At 72.1% G+C, this 17,000-nt stretch carries 18 protein-coding genes; 11 read left to right on the top strand and 7 right to left on the bottom strand.

The annotated features are described in order from the left end of the window. Positions 1-26: 26 nt before the first annotated feature. Complete coding sequence (locus H036_RS0112225; protein WP_232421854.1) at positions 27-995, top strand: cytochrome c oxidase assembly protein; 969 nt, start codon at positions 27-29, stop codon at positions 993-995. 14 nt (positions 996-1,009) lie between these two features. Here H036_RS0112225 and H036_RS0112220 read toward each other — a convergent pair whose 3' ends face one another. Further along, complete coding sequence (locus H036_RS0112220; protein WP_198289967.1) at positions 1,010-3,265, bottom strand: copper resistance protein CopC; 2,256 nt, start codon at positions 3,263-3,265, stop codon at positions 1,010-1,012. 113 nt (positions 3,266-3,378) lie between these two features. After that, positions 3,379-3,933: a sigma-70 family RNA polymerase sigma factor gene (locus H036_RS0112210; RefSeq protein ID WP_017935071.1), complete on the bottom strand. Its 555-nt coding sequence runs from the start codon at positions 3,931-3,933 to the stop codon at positions 3,379-3,381. 99 nt (positions 3,934-4,032) lie between these two features. On the opposite strand from H036_RS0112210, the gene H036_RS0112205 reads away from it, so the two are divergent. Then, the gene (locus H036_RS0112205) at positions 4,033-4,668 is read left to right on the top strand and encodes a hypothetical protein (protein WP_017935070.1); all 636 of its coding nucleotides are present in this window, start codon (positions 4,033-4,035) and stop codon (positions 4,666-4,668) included. Here the strand turns inward: H036_RS0112205 and H036_RS0112200 are convergent. After that, complete coding sequence (locus H036_RS0112200) at positions 4,655-6,103, bottom strand: RNB domain-containing ribonuclease (protein WP_026145993.1); 1,449 nt, start codon at positions 6,101-6,103, stop codon at positions 4,655-4,657. The two genes, H036_RS0112205 and H036_RS0112200, sit on opposite strands and share 14 nt — an antisense overlap. Positions 6,104-6,122: 19 nt before the next feature. On the opposite strand from H036_RS0112200, the gene yaaA reads away from it, so the two are divergent. Continuing rightward, positions 6,123-6,899: a peroxide stress protein YaaA gene (gene yaaA / locus H036_RS0112195; protein WP_017935068.1), complete on the top strand. Its 777-nt coding sequence runs from the start codon at positions 6,123-6,125 to the stop codon at positions 6,897-6,899. Positions 6,900-6,908: 9 nt separating this feature from the next. Here the strand turns inward: yaaA and H036_RS0112190 are convergent, their stop codons facing one another. From H036_RS0112190 to H036_RS0112180, 3 genes are read right to left on the bottom strand one after another with little or no spacing between them, the layout of a single operon-like run. Continuing rightward, positions 6,909-8,078, bottom strand: a complete 1,170-nt coding sequence (locus H036_RS0112190; RefSeq protein WP_017935067.1) for a bifunctional RNase H/acid phosphatase — start codon at positions 8,076-8,078, stop codon at positions 6,909-6,911. A gap of 8 nt (positions 8,079-8,086) precedes the next feature. Further along, positions 8,087-8,827, bottom strand: a complete 741-nt coding sequence (locus tag H036_RS0112185; protein ID WP_017935066.1) for a zinc ribbon domain-containing protein — start codon at positions 8,825-8,827, stop codon at positions 8,087-8,089. A gap of 24 nt (positions 8,828-8,851) precedes the next feature. Further along, on the bottom strand, positions 8,852-9,988 hold the full coding sequence (locus H036_RS0112180; protein ID WP_017935065.1) for a Nif3-like dinuclear metal center hexameric protein: 1,137 nt from the start codon (positions 9,986-9,988) through the stop codon (positions 8,852-8,854). A 72-nt stretch (positions 9,989-10,060) separates the two neighbouring features. On the opposite strand from H036_RS0112180, the gene H036_RS0112175 reads away from it, so the two are divergent. Beyond that, positions 10,061-10,744 carry a hypothetical protein gene (locus H036_RS0112175; RefSeq protein ID WP_157417324.1) on the top strand — a complete coding sequence of 228 codons (684 nt, stop codon included), beginning with the start codon at positions 10,061-10,063 and terminating at the stop codon, positions 10,742-10,744. Positions 10,745-10,762: 18 nt separating this feature from the next. Here the strand turns inward: H036_RS0112175 and H036_RS22710 are convergent, their stop codons facing one another. After that, entirely contained in the window at positions 10,763-11,479 is a 717-nt protein-coding gene (locus H036_RS22710; RefSeq protein WP_017935063.1) for a CHAD domain-containing protein, read from the bottom strand. A 125-nt stretch (positions 11,480-11,604) separates the two neighbouring features. Between H036_RS22710 and H036_RS0112165 the strand changes: the two genes are divergently transcribed. Genes H036_RS0112165 through H036_RS0112135 form a run of 7 tightly spaced genes read left to right on the top strand, consistent with a single transcriptional unit; the run spans position 11,605 to position 16,990 of the window. Further along, positions 11,605-12,288, top strand: a complete 684-nt coding sequence (locus H036_RS0112165; RefSeq protein WP_017935062.1) for a response regulator transcription factor — start codon at positions 11,605-11,607, stop codon at positions 12,286-12,288. Then, positions 12,285-13,646, top strand: a complete 1,362-nt coding sequence (locus H036_RS0112160) for a HAMP domain-containing sensor histidine kinase (protein WP_017935061.1) — start codon at positions 12,285-12,287, stop codon at positions 13,644-13,646. Before H036_RS0112165 ends, H036_RS0112160 begins: the two co-directional genes overlap by 4 nt. A 57-nt stretch (positions 13,647-13,703) precedes the next feature. Further along, positions 13,704-14,066 carry a hypothetical protein gene (locus H036_RS24435; RefSeq protein WP_017935060.1) on the top strand — a complete coding sequence of 121 codons (363 nt, stop codon included), beginning with the start codon at positions 13,704-13,706 and terminating at the stop codon, positions 14,064-14,066. Next, positions 14,063-14,986 carry an FAD:protein FMN transferase gene (locus tag H036_RS22700; RefSeq protein ID WP_017935059.1) on the top strand — a complete coding sequence of 308 codons (924 nt, stop codon included), beginning with the start codon at positions 14,063-14,065 and terminating at the stop codon, positions 14,984-14,986. Before H036_RS24435 ends, H036_RS22700 begins: the two co-directional genes overlap by 4 nt. Further along, positions 14,983-15,588: a hypothetical protein gene (locus H036_RS22695; protein WP_017935058.1), complete on the top strand. Its 606-nt coding sequence runs from the start codon at positions 14,983-14,985 to the stop codon at positions 15,586-15,588. Before H036_RS22700 ends, H036_RS22695 begins: the two co-directional genes overlap by 4 nt. Continuing rightward, on the top strand, positions 15,585-16,778 hold the full coding sequence (locus H036_RS0112140; RefSeq protein WP_017935057.1) for an NADH-ubiquinone oxidoreductase-F iron-sulfur binding region domain-containing protein: 1,194 nt from the start codon (positions 15,585-15,587) through the stop codon (positions 16,776-16,778). The genes H036_RS22695 and H036_RS0112140 overlap by 4 nt, the downstream gene beginning before the upstream one ends. Then, on the top strand, positions 16,775-16,990 hold the full coding sequence (locus H036_RS0112135; protein ID WP_017935056.1) for a ferredoxin: 216 nt from the start codon (positions 16,775-16,777) through the stop codon (positions 16,988-16,990). Before H036_RS0112140 ends, H036_RS0112135 begins: the two co-directional genes overlap by 4 nt. The last annotated feature ends 10 nt before the right edge of the window (positions 16,991-17,000 follow it).

Here is a 17,000-nt window from a genome sequence, read left to right as displayed (position 1 = left end):
GGTGTGAATTGTCCGGGATGCCCGGCATGGGTACGGATCTCTCGCCGTTGACCTGGTCGACGTTCTTCGGCACGTGGCGGCTCCAGGCCGGCTGGCTCGAGGCGGCCGTGCTGATGATCGGCGCCTACCTGCTCGCCAGGCGCTCGGCCGGCGCTGAGTCGACGGTGCGACCCTGGCGGGTGGCGAGCTGGATCAGCGGCGTGGTGCTGATGTGGGTCTTCGTCGCCTCGGCGATCGGGACCTATGCGATGTCGGTCTTCTGGATGCACATGGTGCTGCACCTGCTGCTGATCATGGTGATCCCGGCGCTGCTCGTGCTCGGCCATCCGCTGACGGTGCTGCTGGAGGCGTTCCACGGCCCTGCGCGCGAGCGAGTCCAGGGCATCCTGCACTCGTGGCCGGTCACGGTGCTGAGCCACCCAGCCACCGGTGTGCTCATCTACACCGCCACGATCATCGGCACCCACCTGACCAACTTCATGGACACGATGGCCCAGCACACCTGGCTGATGGCCGGTGAGCAGGTGCTCTACATCGTGGCGGGCTACCTGTTCCTGCAGCCGTTGCTGGGCGAGGAGCCGACCAAGCCCAACCCGCCGTACCTGCTGCGGATCGGGCTGCTGGTCGCCGCGATGATCCCGGACACGATCGTCGGCATCGTGCTGCTGCAGACCAACACCGTGCCGTTCCCCGAGATGATGCGGATGCACCCAGCATGGGCACCGCAGCCGCTGTCCGACGTACACGCCGCGGGCGGCCTGATGTGGGCGGCCGGCGACGGTTTGATGATGGCGATCGGCATCGGCCTGATGATCAGCGTGATCACCTCGGTCGATCGCCGCGACAAGATGACCGGCTCCTGGCTGGAAGGCGCTCGACGCTCCGCGCTGGCCGAGCACACCGGCGAGGACGTCGAGGGGATCAATGACCCCGACGGCGAGGAAGCACTGGCTGCCTACAACCGGATGCTGGCGCGGCTGCGCGACAACGGCTGATCTCCCGGCCCGAGTCAGCGGATGGGCAGGGTGACGTAGCCGGTCGCCTCGTCGATCGCGGTGGTCCGCACGGTCACGGCCAGGCGCCACTGCCCCGCCACCGGTACGGCGACGGTGCCCTGTCGGTGTCCCGGCCCGGCCACGGCCAGCGTGACCGGGAGCGGCCCGAGCAGCTTGCTCGGCAGCGAGACCGCCGCCGTGATCTCCTTGGGATCCGACGGCTGGCCGGCCTTGTCGAAGACGTAGACGTGCAGATCCATCTGCCGGTCGCCGACGGGGACCGCCGAGACCTGCACCGTGTCGCCGACCAGGGTCAGCTGGCCCGAGGCACTCGGGTGGTAGGCGGTCTTGGCCGGCTCGGTGGCGACCAGGGCCGAGGTGATGCCGAGCACGATGCCCAGCCCGACGGTCTCGGCAAGCACGAGCGAGCGGATCCTGGCCGGCTGGCCGGCCTCGGCGCGCCAGACCAGTGCGCGTGACCCGGCCGCGATGCCGAGCACCAGCGCGATCACTAGGAGCTTGACCAGCAGCTCGTGGCCGTAGGTGGTGTGCCGCAGCGCCGCCCACGAGCCGACCTGCCGGGCGGCCTGCCACAGGCCGGTGGCGACGAGCAGCAGCACGGCGCCCACGGCAAGCCGGGAGAACCGCTGCACCACCGCGACCGAGTCGATCGCGACCAGGACCAGCACCAGCCCGCCCAGCCAGGCACTGGCGGAGACGACGTGCACGGTGTCGTTGATCGCGGCCAGGGTGCGTCCGCTGCCCGCGGCAGCATGGCCGGCGAAGGCGAAGCTCAGCCCGAAGGCCACCGCGAGCACCGAGGCGATCAGCCGGCTCGGCGGCCGCAGCCTGAGCAGGACGAGCGCGAGCGCGACGAGGACCAGCCGAGCCACCGTTGCATGACCGTAGGTCGACCCCAGCACCTCGCGCAGCAGCGCGCCATCGGTGACGCTGCCGAGGCCCAGGGCCGCGTCGTACGGGCCCTTGAGGAGGAGGTCCGCCACCGCACCGACGGCGAGCAGGGTGCCCCCGGCGAGGACGAGGCGACGCACCCGGCGCTGTCGCCAGCCCTCGGCCCAGCACCACGCGACGACCAGCGAGATGCCGACCAGCAGCGCCGAGCCGGCGTACCCGAGCCATCGGGCGATCGCCAGACCGACGGAGATGCCGGTCGAGCTGGTGTCATGGGGTGTGGGCGGCGCGGCGCCGGCCTTGCCGACCGCGAAGGTGAAGGCGCCGGAGACAGGGTGGGAGTCCGCGGAGACGACCCGCCAGGAGACCAGGTAGCTGCCCTGGGCGTCGGCCGTGCGCAGCTGCACGCTGACCCGCTCGCCGTGACCGTCGGGGTGGCCGACATCGCCGCGGTCGATCCGCTGACCCTCCGGGTCGTAGACGCGAAGCGAGCCGGGCAGCAGGCTGACCGGCTCGTCGAAGCTGAGGGTCACGCTGCCGGGCGGAGCCGCCAGGACCGCGTCCGGGCGCGGGTCGCTGGACTCCAGCACCGCGTGGGCCGAGGCCGGCCCGGCGAGCAGCACCAGCGAGAGTGCCATGAACAGGCTCAGCCCGACAGCGGCGAGGCCGCGACCGACGGTCCTGCCCACGGTCCTGCCCGCGGTCCGACCGACAGCGCGCAACCGTGGCGGTGGCGCTGGCCGCGCCGTCCGGGTCGTCCGGCGCGCGCCGGACCGGTGCAGCTGTGGTCCGCCCGAGTCCTCGATGGCGAGCAGCCACAGCAGGAAGGTGCCGAGCAGGATCCCCAGGTGCGGCAGCTCGTGGGTGAATCCGATGGCGCCGTGGTCGACGTCCTCGACGGAGGTGAGCAGCAGCAGCACCGACGCGCTGGCGAGCACCGGGACGTAGCCACGGGCCAGGCGCGGGCGCAGCGCCGCGTAGATCATCGCCACGCACAGCGCGACCGTGAAGGAGGAGGACTCGTGCGACTCGTGGTCGTGGCTGTCGAGCATCTCCACGGCCGCGGTGACCAGCTCGAAGACACCCAGCAGCGCAACGCCGAGACGCAACGCCGTCCGAACAGCCGTACGCCGCCGGCTCGCCTGCGCGGCAGCCGTGGTCACGATCCGCCGTCCGAGGTCGGGCGCTGGCTCGGCGACCTCGCGGCGGACGAGCTGGTCGGCGGGCGCGAGCGAACCCTCGAACGCCGCACACTCGGCACACCCCACGACATGGGCGCGCAGCGCTGCCTCCTCGACCGGGACGGCTTCGCCGTCGTACCGGGCCGAGAGGGCCTCCCGGGCATCAGAACACCTCACGCTGGACAGGTCGGCGCCGGCGCCGTTCTGGTTCCCGCCGTTCGGGAGCCGTAGCCGACGACATGGGCAAAGGGGCACGCCCGTGCCCCTTTGCCCATCTCCGGACCAGAGGGTCAGGCGAGCCTGCGGTCGCGGGCGCCGTCCATCATGGCGACCAGATCCTCGCGGGCCCTCGCGACCCGCGAGCGGATGGTGCCGACCGGACACTCGCACGCCTCGGCGGCGTCGACATAGGAGTAGCCGAGCACCTGGGTGAGCACGAACGCGAGCCGCCGGTCGGGATCGAGGGACTCCAGCAGTGACTCCAGCACCACGCTCCCCTGGTGGTCGGGTACGTCGCGGATCGCGCCGACCGGCTCGCGGCGGCGCCGCTGGCGCGCGGCGATGTCGTCCGCCACGACCCGGCGCACGATGCTGAACAGCCACGGCCGCACCGGCGACTCGCCCCGGTAGGAGCCCAGCGAGCGCAGCACCCGGAGGTAGGTCTCCTGGGTCAGGTCGTCGGCACGGTCCCGATCGCCGAGGTGGGCGCAGAGCCGCCACACGTCCTGCCAGGTCGCGGCGGCGAAGGCCTCGGTGGCCCGGGGTCGGTCCTCAGGTGCGGCGTCCCGAGCGGCGCAGGCGAGCAGCGTCCACGCGTCCGCACGAGGGTCGGTCGCAGCGGTCACGGGGAGCGACTGTAGCCAGCCCTTCGAGACCTGCGGGAACCGACGGGGCCTCCACGCCGACCTGTACCCCGGAACACCCCTGTCGAGAGGAACCCTGCTGTGCGCCGCTGCGCCGCGCTGCTGAGCGTGCTGATGCTGTTGCTGCCCGTCCCGGCGTACGCCGACGGCTTCTCCACCTACGTCACCAAGGTGACCGGCATCACGCCGGCGATCGCCGGCGTGATCGTCCGCGCACCCGGCAACGGCGAGCAGATCACCGTCACCAACACCAGCTCGACGCCGCTGATCATCGAGGGCTACCAGCACGACCAGTACCTCAAGGTGACCGCTGACGGCGTGTGGGAGAACAAGCTCTCGCCGGCGGTCGCCCTCAACAAGCTGAACGTCATCGAGGTGCCCAAGGACGCCAACGCGAGCGCGGCACCGGTGTGGGTGAAGCTCAACTCGACCAACCACGCCCAGTGGCACGACCACCGCATCCACTGGATGGGCACGATCAACCCGCCGAACGTCGAGAAGGACCCGAAGCACCAGCACCTGATCAAGGACTGGACGATCCCGATCCACTACGGCGCCACCGCGGCGAGCATCACCGGCACGCTGACCTACGTGCCCGGCAGCCACACCGGCACCTACCTCACCTACGGCGCGATCGGTGCGGCGATCGTGGTCATCATCGGGCTGCAGGTGGTGATCCTGCGCCGGCGGCGCGCCGGCGCAGCTACGCCAGCCTGAAAGCCACCTTCCGCGTCGCCACGTCGGCGGTGACGAGGGTGACGGTGACGTCGGTGCCCAGCGGCAGCGGCTCCTCGCCACTCACGCCGGCCTCGACGGCCGGCTCGCGCAGCGTGACGCTGCCCCGCGTCCCGGCCTTCTCGTCGACCTCGACGATGACACCCTCGAAGGTCTTGCCGACGTGCGGCGCCAGCACGCCCGCCTCCACCAGGTCGGTGACACCACGCTCGTACGTCGCGGCACGGCGGCCCGAGCTCCGCATCTCGTCAGGCAGGTTCGGCAACGCGTGGTGCACCCAGTCCGGCACCGGCTGATCGGCGCACAGCGCCACGCAGATCTCACCGGCGTAGCGATCGACGAGGCGGCGCAGCGGCGCGGTCACGTGCGCATACTCCGAGGCCAGCGCGGCGTGCTCGCTCAGCTCCGGCAGCTCGCCGTCGAAGGTGGCGTAGCCACTGCCGCGCAGCAGCCGGGTGCACGCCACCGTCATGGCCGCGTGCTTGGAGTTGGTCGGGTCCAGCGTGCGGATGAAGTCCCCGTAGAGCATCTCGGCCGGCCAGTCGATCCCGAGCGCCGTGGCCGTGCGGTGCAGCCGCTGCACGTCGTGCGGGTCCGGCGGCGGCAGCGTGCGCAGCACGCCGACGCGCGCGTAGACCATCAGGGAGGCAGCACCGAACCCGGTCAGCAGCGAGATCTGGGCGTTCCACTCCTCGACCGGCAGCTGGCTGCGGAACGCCAGTCGCCACTGGTCGCCGGTCACCTCGATCTCCTGGTCCGGCAGCGTGAGGTTGACGCCGCCGCGCTTGGCCTCGATGTGCTGACGCAGCTGGCCGATCTCACGCAGCAGCTGCAGCATCTCCGACGCGGTGCCGTCGTCGAGTTGCTGCTGCACGCCGGCGTAGTCGAGCTTGGCCGTGGAGCGCACCCGCGCTCGCTCGACGTGCGCCGAGATGCCCTCGCCGTCGGCGTCGAGCTCGATCGTCCACAGCAATGCCGGCCGGACCTCGCCGGGCAGCAGGCTGGCGGCGTCCTCGGAGATGACCTTCGGATGCAGCGGGATCAACGAGTCGGCGCCGTAGAGCGACTCGCCGCGCTTGTGCGCCTCGACGTCGATGGGTCCGCCCGGACTGACGAAGGCGGCCACGTCGGCGATCGCGTAATGCACCGTGTAGCCGTCGCCGTGGCGCGCCAGGTGCATCGCCTGGTCCAGGTCCATCGACGTCGGCGGGTCGATGGTGATGAACGGCAGATCGGTCCGATCGAGGTTGGGCAGCCGTGGACTCCGCGCAGCCGCCGCTGCTGCTGCTTCGACCTCCGGCGGGAACCCCGCTGTCACGTCGAGCTCCTGCTGGAGCTGGTGGATGCCGTCACGCAGTGTCTGCGCGGCGACTCCGTCGTCGGCCTGGGCGACCCGGATCACTTGATTGCTGGGCACCTTGGAAAGATAGCCGCTCGTGCTGATCCTGTTGCCGCCGTCCGAGGGAAAATCGGCTCCGCGTCGCGGTGCCCCGCTCGATCTGTCCTCCCTCTCACTGCCGTCGCTGACGTCGGCGCGCTCGACGGTGATCGAGGCGCTGGTGACACTGTGCTCGGGGGATCCGGCGGTCGCCATGGATGTCCTCGGCGTACCCAAGACCCAGCCGGAACTGGTCGCGCTCAACGCCTCCCTGCACGAGGCGGCCACGGCGCGGGCCGACACGATCTACACGGGCGTCCTGTACGACGCCCTCGATGCCTCGACGCTCTCCACCGCCGCGAAGCGCCGGGCCGCGTCCCGGGTGATGGTGACCTCGTCCGTCTTCGGGCTGGTCGGCATGGGCGACCGGATCCCCGCGTACCGGCTCTCCGGCGACACCACCCTGCCCGGTCTCGGCGGGGTGCAGGCGCACTGGCGTCGCCACCTCGGTGACGGCGTGCTCGAGGCACTGGGCAACGGCCTGCTGGTCGACCTGCGCAGCGGCACCTACGCGGCGTTCTGGCGGCCCGACGAGGTGGCCGCGCGGACCGCGACGGTGCGGGTGCTGCACGAGGTCGGCGGTGCGCGGAAGGTGGTGAGCCACTTCAACAAGGCCACCAAGGGCCGGATCGTGCGCGCCCTGATGGAGTCGGGTGCCGCTCCTCGCACTCCTGCGGCGCTCGCCGACGCGCTGCGCGACCTGGGCTGGACCGTCGAGACGTCAGCACCCGGGAAGACGGGCGTGCAGCTCGACGTGGTGGTCGGCGAGCTCTGAGGAGACCCGCTACCAGGTCGAGACGGTCGCGATCGGATCCCGCGACGGCGGCAGCGCGTTGAACAGCCGCAGCGAGCCGCGCGTCGACCCGTCGTTGCCGTCGTCGTAGAACGTGATCACGCTGATCGACGCCGGCGCCAGCTCCATCCGGTAGACCGCGTCCAGCTCGGCCTCGAGCGCTCGTGCGACCAACGTCTTGATCGGGGTCACGTGACTGACCACCAGCACCGTCTCGCCGTGGTGGCGCTCCAGCAACCGGTCCAGCCCGTCCAGGACCCGCTTCTCCACGGCCCGGAACGACTCACCGCCGCGCGGTGCCTCCTCCAACGACCGCAGCCAGCGCTCCAGCTCGCCGGGATACCGCTCCCCCACTTCGGCGAAGGTCAGCCCGTCCCACTCGCCGAACTCCATCTCGGCGAAGCCTGGCTCCTCGCTCACCTGCTTGCCGAGTACGTCGGCAGCGATCTGCGCCGACTCACGGGTTCGCCGTACGGGTGAGGCGATGATGGCGCTGATCCGCTCCTTGAGCGGCATCAGCCACTCGGCCGACGCGCGGACCTGGGCCCGGCCGTCGTCCGACAGCGGCGGGTTGGCCGAGGCCAGGCCGCCGGAGAAACGCTTCTCCAGGGTGTGCGGCGTGACACCGTGACGCAGCAGGATCAGGGTGGTGGCGGCGCCCGGGCGGGACCAGCCGCGGGCCGGCACCTCGGCACGGACCGACTCGACCTCGGCGACCAGGCTGGTGTCCTCGCGCTCCGCGACGCTCACGCCGTGTCGCAGGCCGTCCAGGGCCTCGTTGGCGAGCCGGTCGGCGTGCTTGTTCAGCTCGCGCCGCACCCAGGTGTAGACGGTGCCCGCCGGCGCCAGCGCCTTCGCCTCGGCGGCGAGCGGCTTCATCGCGGGGTGCTTGACCTGCCAGCGGCCGCTCATCTGCTCCACGACCAGCTTCGAGTCCATCCGGACCTCGACCTCGGCGTCGGGCGCGAACTCGGCGGCGAGTCGCAGGCCGGCGATGAGGCCGGAGTACTCGGCGACGTTGTTGGTCGCGATCCCGATCGGGGTGCCGTCCTCGGCCAGCACTTCACCGGTGGCAGCATCCTTGAGGACGGCGCCGTACGCCGCAGGCCCGGGGTTGCCCCGCGAGCCGCCGTCCGCCTCGATCAGGACCCGAGAGGTCACAACACCTGTCACAGACCGGACTCGGCCGTGCGGATCATGATCACGCCGCACTCCTCGTGCCGGATGACCTCGTTGCTCTGAGCGGTGCGGATCCGGGACAGCTCGGCGGGCTCGACGCTGAGCCGGCAGCCGCCGCACTGACGGGCACGCAGCTCGGCGGCGCCGACACCGTGCTGCTCGCGCAGCCTGTCGTAGAGGGCCAGCAGGTCGGCGGGCAGTCCCTCGATCGCTGGCTCGCGCTCGGCGATGACGTCGGCCAGCTTGCGCTCGATCTCGGCACCGCGCTCGGCACGAGCCGCGGTGAGCTCGGCGACCTTCGCCTCGATCTCGGCGACCTGGGAGTCGAAGCCGACGGCCTCGGTGGTGGCGGACTCGAGCTGCTCCATCACCTCGAGCTCCTCGTCCTCCAGGACGCCGATCCGGCGGTCGATGTTGGCCAGCTCGGCCTGGAGACGCTCGAGATCCTTGGGGTTGGTGACCTGGCCCGCGTCGATGCGCTGCTGCTCCTTGGCACGCCGCACCCGGACCGACTCGACGTCCTTCTCGGCCTTGGTCTGCGCCAGCGCGAGGTCGTCACGTCGCGTGCGTACGTCGATGGCGACGTCGTCGATCTTCTTCCGCTCGACCTGCAGGTCGCGGATCTGCTGGGTCTCCGGGAGGTTCTTGAGCTGGTGGCGCAGCTGCAGGATCCGTGCGTCGATCTCGGCGATGTCCAGCAGCTTCAACTGGGCGAACGGGTCGGCCTTCACCAGTGCTCCTCTTGAGATGTGAGATCAGATGCGCACTGTCCACGGGTCGGTGACGATCTCCGAGACGCGCGCCTCCACCCTATCCCCCAGAGCGGCCCGCAGCCGCCCTGCCACCAGCGGGAGCCAGGTCCACTCAGCCGCCCAGTGCGGTACGTCGACCAGTGCGGCCCCGTCCTGCTCCAGGAACTCGCTGCTCAGGTGGTGCCGGAGATCGCTGGTGACGTAGACGTCGGCACCCGAAGAACGGACCACCGGCAGCAGCGAGTCGCCGGCGCCCCCGCACAGCGCGACCGTCCGGATCGTTCGGTCCGCTCGTCCACCGGCCCTGATTCCTGCCGTCGTCCGCGGCACGCTGCCGGCGACGTGGGCGGCGAAGTCGGCCAGCGTCATCGGCGTCGGCAAGGTGCCGATCCTGCCGAAGCCGGTCTGCGCGGGCACGGTCGGGGCCAGCTCGACGACGTCGTACGCCGGGACCTCGTAGGGATGTGCCACCAGCAGTGCCTCGATGACCGCGCTGCGACGTACGCGCGGCAGGACGGCCTCGATCCTGACCTCGTCGACCACGCTGAGCTCGCCGACGGCCCCGATGTGCGGGGCTGCGCCGTCCAGCGGGCGGAACCGGCCCTCGCCCGGGGTCGAGAAGCTGGCGTTGTCGTAGTCGCCGAGCCGACCTGCGCCGGCGTCGGCAAGGGCCCGGCGAAGGCGGTCGGCGTCCGCCGCGGGTACGTAGGTGGTCAGCTTGTCCAGCTGCTCGGCCGCGGCGGGTGCGGCCGGCTCGAGGGGGCGGATGTCCTGCAGTCCGAGCGCGAGCGCCATCGCCTCACTGACCCCGGCTTCGGCCTGGTCGGCGTTGGTGTGCGCGGCCAGCAGCCCGCAGCCGGCCTGCGAGAGCGCCCACAGCGTGCGCCCCTTCGGTGTCGTCGGCGCGAACCCGTGCACGGGCTTGAGGAACAGTGGGTGGTGCGTGACCAGCAGCTGGGCCCCCCACTGCGCCGCCTCCTGTGCCACCGGCAGCGTCGGATCGACCGCGAACAGCACCCTCTCGCAGGGCGCCTCCGGGTCGCCGTTGACCAACCCGACCGCGTCCCACCCCGCCGCCGTGTCCGGCGGGTACCACCCGTGCAGCAGATCGACGACGTCACCGAGGCGTGGGGCTGGCATGGCGTCAGGCTAGTAGGTCGAGACGTCAGCCTGTGGCGGTCGAGGGTACCGAGCCTCATGCAGCTACCACCGGTGACCGCGGGATTCCGACGACTGGCGCGACTGCGCGACGCGCGAGCGTTCCACCCGGTCGGACGCGTCGGCCACGGCCGGCTGCTGATCGACGGCGGTGACTCCGCGCTGGGCGGGGCGCTGGGCCGGGGCGAGCACTCCGTCACCGTCCGACTCTCCCGGGGCATCGGGCTCCCGGACCGGTCCCCCGACCTGCTCGGTCTGGCCGTTCGGGTCGCGCCGGCGCACGCCGCCAACGCCACCACCGACGCCACCGACGCAGGTGCTGACGCGCAACCGATCGACCTGCTTCTCACCACCACCGCGCAACCGACGTGGGCGCGTTGGCTGGTGCTCCCCGCCCGGCGCTGGACCTCGCGCGCCTTCAGCACGGTGCTGCCCTACGCCACCGCCGACGGCGGCAGCACCCTGATCGTGCTCCGGCCGGTCACCGACTGGACCGCGGACGCCTCGCCCGCAGCCCTCAGCGCGGTGAGCGAGAGCCGCCCGCTCGCCTTCGACGTCCTCGAATCGCACCCCCGGTGGCACGAGGTCGGGCGACTCGTCGTCGACGAGGTGGGTGCCGACGAGTCGATCGCCTTCGATCCGATGCTGCACGCCGCGCCCGGGCTGCGGCCGGTCCGGCCGCTGTCGGCGCTGCGCGAGGCGGCCTACCGCGGTTCGCGCCAGGGTCGGCGGGACTAGCCGACGGGCACGTCAGCCTCAGAGCCGACCCAGCGCGGCGGCGGCGCGGTCGCGCAGCGAGCTCCGCGCGTCCTCCGCGTCGCCCGCCAACCCCGCCGGTACGCCGTCCAGCCGTCGCAGCGCGATCACGCAGTCATGATGCTCACCCAAGGCGTCCTGCACGTCCTCCCACCGGCTGGCGGTCTCGGCATCCCCGACCGCCTCCGCGGCGTACCTCGCCCGCTTGGCCGCCTTGCGGGCGCGGTGCAGCTGCTCGGGGTCCTCACCGGCTGCGCGCAGCCGCTTGTCGGCCACCTTGTCGGCGTGCCGGACCCGGCGGCTCTTGTGCAGCCTGTGCTCCTTCGGGCGCAGGGCGAGCGCCTCCAGGGCGTCGAGGAGCTCGCGGTGCTCGGCAGTGTTCAGCTCCGTGCCCAACGCCGTCAGGGCCGCGGCTCGCTCGGCCGCGACCTGCGGCGCCACCCACTCCCACAGGGCGGGCGAGCACGCCGGCGTCAGGGTCTGTGCCAGCACCTCGGCCTCGCGCACGGCACCCAGTCGGTCCGACCAGGACGACAGCGTCTCGACAATGGCATCGTCGGACAGCTCGGGAAAGACCCGGAGCACGCTGCGGACCCGGCGTACGGCGACGCGGGCGTCGTGCACCGAGTCGATCGTTCCCGGCGCCTCGGTGCGCAGAGCACGATCGGTCGCGACCACCGTGGCCACCTGGGCGACGAGATAGCTCCGCACTCCCATGCTTGCCACCGTAGCCGAGCCGTCAGCCGCTCGGCCGGTCCCGAAGCCTCAGCCACGGTGCAAGGCAGCCTCAAATCCGGCTCAAGCCGCACGTTGTCGCCGCAGTCGGTCAGTAGCCTTCGGGCATGGCCGACGTATTGCTGGTGGAGGATGACAGCGCCATCCGGATCGCACTGAGTCGCGCCCTGACCCAGCTGGGACATGTCGTGACGCCGGTGGCGACCGGTGCCGAGGCGATGGCCGCCATCACCTCGCACAACCACGAGGTGGTCCTGCTCGACCTCGGACTCCCCGACATCGACGGCTCACGCGTGCTCGAGGTGACGCGCGCGCTCAAGGCCGCGCCGGTCATCGTCGCCACGGCCCGTGACGACGAGACCGAGGTCATCCGGCTCCTCGACGCCGGCGCCGACGACTACCTCGTCAAGCCGTTCTCCGCGGCGCAGATGGACGCCCGGATCCGGGCCGTGCTCCGACGGACCCGCGTCCCCGTCGACGAGGACCAGCGCCTCGTGGTCGGCGGCCTGGTGCTCGACCCGGTCGGGCGGACCGTCGTGCTGGACGGCACTCCTCTCGAGCTCACCCGCAAGGAGTTCGACCTCCTGCATCTGCTCATGCAGCGACGCGGCGAGGTGGTCAGCAAGCAGGCCCTGCTCACCGAGGTGTGGCAGCAGCCGTGGGGCGGAGCCGATCGCACCGTCGACGTCCACCTGTCGTGGCTGCGTCGCAAGCTCGGCGAGACCGCCGCCGAGCCTCGGTTCCTGATCAGCGTGCGCGGCGTCGGGGTCAAGCTGGTCGAGCCGGCATGAGACTGTTCGGCACCCTGCGCTCGCGCGTGATCGCGCTCGCCGTGGGGGTCGCCACGCTCGTCGTCGTCCTGGCTGCGGTCCCGATCGCCCTGCTGCTGAGGTCCAGCGCGTACGGCGACGCGGCCCGCCATGCGACCGACGCGGCGCAGAGCGCTGCCGACTACATCAGCACCGGCAAGGTCGACGACGACCTCCTCAAGTCCTACCTCACCCGCCTGAACGAGCGCGGGAACACCCCCGTCACCGTGATCATGGGTGACGGCGACGTGCTCGGCGCCGGTCTCGACTCCAGCGTCCTGGGCCAGCTGCCCCAGCAGCGCGCTCCGGATGTGCACGGCGACCACGATCAGGACAACCTCGGCCAGGTCTCCACCGCTCGCACCTTCGACGTCGACGGCGGCCGGGTGGTCCAGGTGCTCGCCCAGAACGATCAGGGCGTGGCACAGGTGCTCTCCCTGGTCACCGACGACTCGGTCGCCGACACGATCAGGGAGCGCTACCTGATCGTCGGTGGCAGCTCCCTGGTGCTCATCATGCTGGCCTGGCTCGCCGCCGACCTGACCGCGCGGCGCCTCGTACGACCCCTGCAGCGCACCGCCGAGACGGCCGTCGCGCTCAGCAGTGGTCGCCTCGAGGCCCGTGCGCCGGTCGGAGGTCCGGACGAGGTCGCCCGGGTCGCCATCGAGCTCAACGCCCTCGCGGACCGGATCGACGAGCTGCTGCTGCAGGAGCGGGAGGCGGCGGCGGACCTCTCCCACCGGTTGCGCACACCGCTCACCGCCGTACGCCTGGCCGTCGAGGCGTTGCCGCCCGGAGCCAGGACCCACGACCTCGAGGAGCAGGTCGCCCTGCTCGAACGCTCCCTGACCCAGCTCATCAAGGCCGCGCGGCGGCCGGTCCGCGAGGGGCTGCACCCACGCTGCGAGGCGGGCGCCGTGGTGCGCGAGCGGGCCACGTTCTGGACTCCGCTGGCCGAGGACCAGGGCCGCCCGGTGACGCTCAGCGTGCCCGACCAGCCGGTCTGGGTGCGGACGGCCGAGGAGGACCTCTCCGCGGCACTCGACGCCCTGCTGGAGAACGTCGTGGCCCACACCCCGGAGGGCACTGCCTTCACCGTCCGCCTGACCCAGACGACCGACGGCGCCTACCTCGACGTACTCGACGAAGGTCCCGGCATCCCCGCGACAGCGCTGCAGCGGGGCCGCAGCGACCGCGGTTCCACGGGCCTCGGCCTGGACATCGCGCGGGCGGCCGCCGAGGCGTCGGGGGGATCCCTCCACCTGCTCCAGGACCCGGTCGCCCACGGTGTCAGGCTCGTCCTCAAGACCGACCCTCAGCCGGCTCTCACCAACTCTTGACGTTGATTTGAACCTCCGCTGAGGAAGGCCTAGCGCACGGCGAGCGAGGCTCGTTCCATGAGCACCGAGACCAACCCTCGCACCCGGATCCTCAGCCGCTCCCGGCGCTACCTGGCCGGCATCATCGCCGGTGGCGCCGGTGCCACCGCCGCGGTGGTCGCCGTGACGGCCGGGCACGGCGCCGCCGCTATGACCACCAACACCACCGGCACCACCACGACGGATACGCCGTCCACGTCGAGCAGCCAGACCACGACGCAGGACCAGACCTCCCAGGACCAGACCTTCAGCTCCACCGACGGCTCGAGCGACACGGGCAGCAGCGACACGGGCAGCAGCTCCGACTCCACACAGTCGAACAGCCAGTCCACCAGCCAGTCGACCGGTCAGTCCTCGCACGGCTCGAGCCACGCGTCATGACCTCCGACATCGACACGATGACCTGGCAGGACTGGTCCTGCACGATGCGCGTGACCGCGGCGAGGCGAGACCTCGACCTGGCGGTCACGATCGTGGATCACGTCATCGCCGAGGTGGACGCCGCCGTCAGCCGGTTCCGCGAGGATTCGGACCTCGCCCGGATCAACGACCGCGCCGGACGGATGACCGCCGTGTCACCCTTGGCGCTGCGTCTGATCACGCTCGGCCGCCAGGTGGCCCGCGACACCGGGGGTGCGATCGATCCCACCCTGGCCGCCGACCTGGTCGCCAACGGGTACGACGCGGACATCGCCGACGTCCGCCGGCGCCCGGCCTCCCCCGCCGTGCCCCGAGTACGCCGGCACTCGTGGCGCGATGTGCGGATCGATCGAGCGTTCTCCCTTGTCGGCTTACCGGCAGGCGTCGGCCTCGACCTCGGCGCGACAGCGAAGGCCTGGACCGTCGACGAGGCGATCCGCCGGCTCCGTCGTCGGCTCACCGGACCTGCGCTGGTCTCCCTCGGCGGCGACCTGGCCGTGCTGGGCACGCCGGCCGGCGGCTGGCAGGTCGAGGTGGCCGAGACCGAGGACGGCCCCAGCGAGAGCGTCGTACCGCGCGACGGTGCCCTGACCACCTCCTCGATCCTCGGCCGACGCTGGCGCGACACGGCCGGTGGCGAGTGCCACCACGTGCTCGACCCTCACACCGGTCAACCGGCCCGGACCCGTTGGCGGACCGCGACGGTCTGGGCGCCCACCGCACTGTCCGCGAACGTCGTCTCCACCTGGATGCTCGTCGACGCTGACGGTGCCGAGGCCGCCCTCGCCTCGCACCGGTACGGCGCGCGCCTGGTCGCACAGGACGGCACGCTCACCACCTGCGGTGCCTGGCCCGGCGCCGCGCCGGCGGTGGCATCGTGACTCTCTGGTACCTGATGCGCGGTCTCGGCTTCAGCGCGCTGGTCGTCCTCACCGCCGCCACGGCGCTGGGGGCGCTGAGCACGCACGGGACGGCAACGGCCCAGGGCCTCGACCGACGGATGGTGCGCCAGCTGCTGCACCGCTCCACCGCCCTGGTCGGACTGGTGCTGCTGGTCCTGCACCTCGCCTGCGTGGTCCTCGACGCCTACGTGCCTGTCTCGCTCGGTGGCGCCCTGCTCCCGTTCACGGCGGGCTACCGCGCGGTTGCGATGGCACTGGGGACGCTCGCTCTCTATGCCGTCGCGCTCACCTCCGTCTCGGGAGCCGCTCGCGGGGCGCTCGCCAGATTCCCGCACACGGACCGGGCCTGGCGCGCGGTGCACAGCTCGGCCTACGTGGGTTGGGGGCTGGCGATGCTGCACGGCGTCCTCGGCGGCAGCGACACCCGACAGGCGTGGGCGATCGCCGTCTACGCCGTCTGTGCCGTCGCCGTGGCAGCGACGCTCACCCAACGCCTTGCCGTACGACCACGGCGCGTCCTCGACCCTCGTGGCCACCGTCGCCTCACCGCCATCACCTCAACCCCAGGAGTCCGCCGATGAGCACCGCCACGATCACGCCCTCCGCCCAGGCGACGCCGCCGGTCTACGTCGTGGGCACCGCTCGACTGCTGGCCGGCGACACCCCTGCCGTGCCCGCCCGCGATCAGCGCTGGCTGGTGGAGGCGGCCCGCGCTGCCGGGCTGCTCGGCAGGGGCGGCGCCGCCTTCCCCGTCGCCGCCAAGCTGGCATCGGTCGGGCGTGGCGCGACGGTCCTGGTCAACGGCAGCGAGAGTGAGCCGGCGAGCTGGAAGGACCGGGTGCTGATGCGTTGCGTCCCCGGTCTGGTCCTCGACGGTGCGTTGCTCGTCGCCGGTGCGCTGCACAGCCGCGAGGTCGTGCTCGCCGTGGCCGACGCAAGCAGCGTCGCGGCGCTCCAGGCCGCGAGCCACCAGCGCGGTGCCGGTGGCCGGGTGCGGGTCGTGCACACGGAGAACGGGTTCGTCGGTGGCGAGGTGCAGGCTCTGGTCAACGGGCTCGACCAACGCCCCGCCGTACCGAACGGGCGGCGCGTGCTCCCCACCGTCCGCGGCGTCGGTGGACGGCCGACCTTCGCCTCCAACGTGGAGACCTTCGCCCAGCTGGCGCTGCTGGCCGCGCACGGTCCCGAGGGATTCGCCAGCGTCGGCACCGCAGCGGAGCCGGGCACCACGCTCGTGAGCGTGCACACGCCCGATCACGGCACCAGCGTCGTCGAGGTCCCGCACGGAACCACCCTGGCCAGCCTCGTCGGCACCTCGCGGCCGCTGCTGATCGGCGGCTACCACGGCAGCTGGACCGCTGCCACGGACCTGCGCATCGAGCGGCCGGCCCTACGGGCCGCGGGGATCGGCTGGGGAGCGGGCGTCGTCGCGACCCTCCCCGAGACGACCTGTCCGATCGGGGAGATCGCGCGGGTGGCCGCGTGGCTGGCGGGCGAGTCGGTCGGCCAGTGCGGACCGTGCGTCTTCGGCCTGGCCGCCATCGCCGGCGACCTCACCGCCCTGGCCAGGGGCCAGCGCGCCGACACCGCCGGGCTCCGCCGCCGACTCGGCCTGGTGCCGGGACGCGGAGCCTGCAGCCACCCCGACGGTGCCGCGCGATTCGTCGCCTCGGGCCTGCAGGCGTATGCCGAGGACCTCTCCCGACACGAGCGCGGCGGCGGCTGCGGCCGTCCCGTGCTCAGTGCGCTTCCGCTGGGAGGACCACGGTGAAGCACCTGCAGGTGGACTGGACCCGCTGCGACGGGCACGGGCTGTGCGCGCGGCTCCTCTCCGAGCGCATCACACTCGACGAGTGGGGCTTCCCCATCATCGACGGCCGCGATCTCACCGTGCGGGAGCTGTCCTCGGCCCGGTTGGCCGTCCGGTCGTGCCCTCGCCTGGCTCTCACGCTGGAGCCCACCGTGACACCGGCATCGCGCTGAGGACGCAGAG

Source organism: Nocardioides sp. Iso805N (genome assembly GCF_000364605.1).
Classification (GTDB): domain Bacteria; phylum Actinomycetota; class Actinomycetes; order Propionibacteriales; family Nocardioidaceae; genus Nocardioides.
The sequence above is the reverse complement of the archived record's forward strand: the minus strand, read 5'-3'. Positions and strand labels throughout refer to the sequence as shown.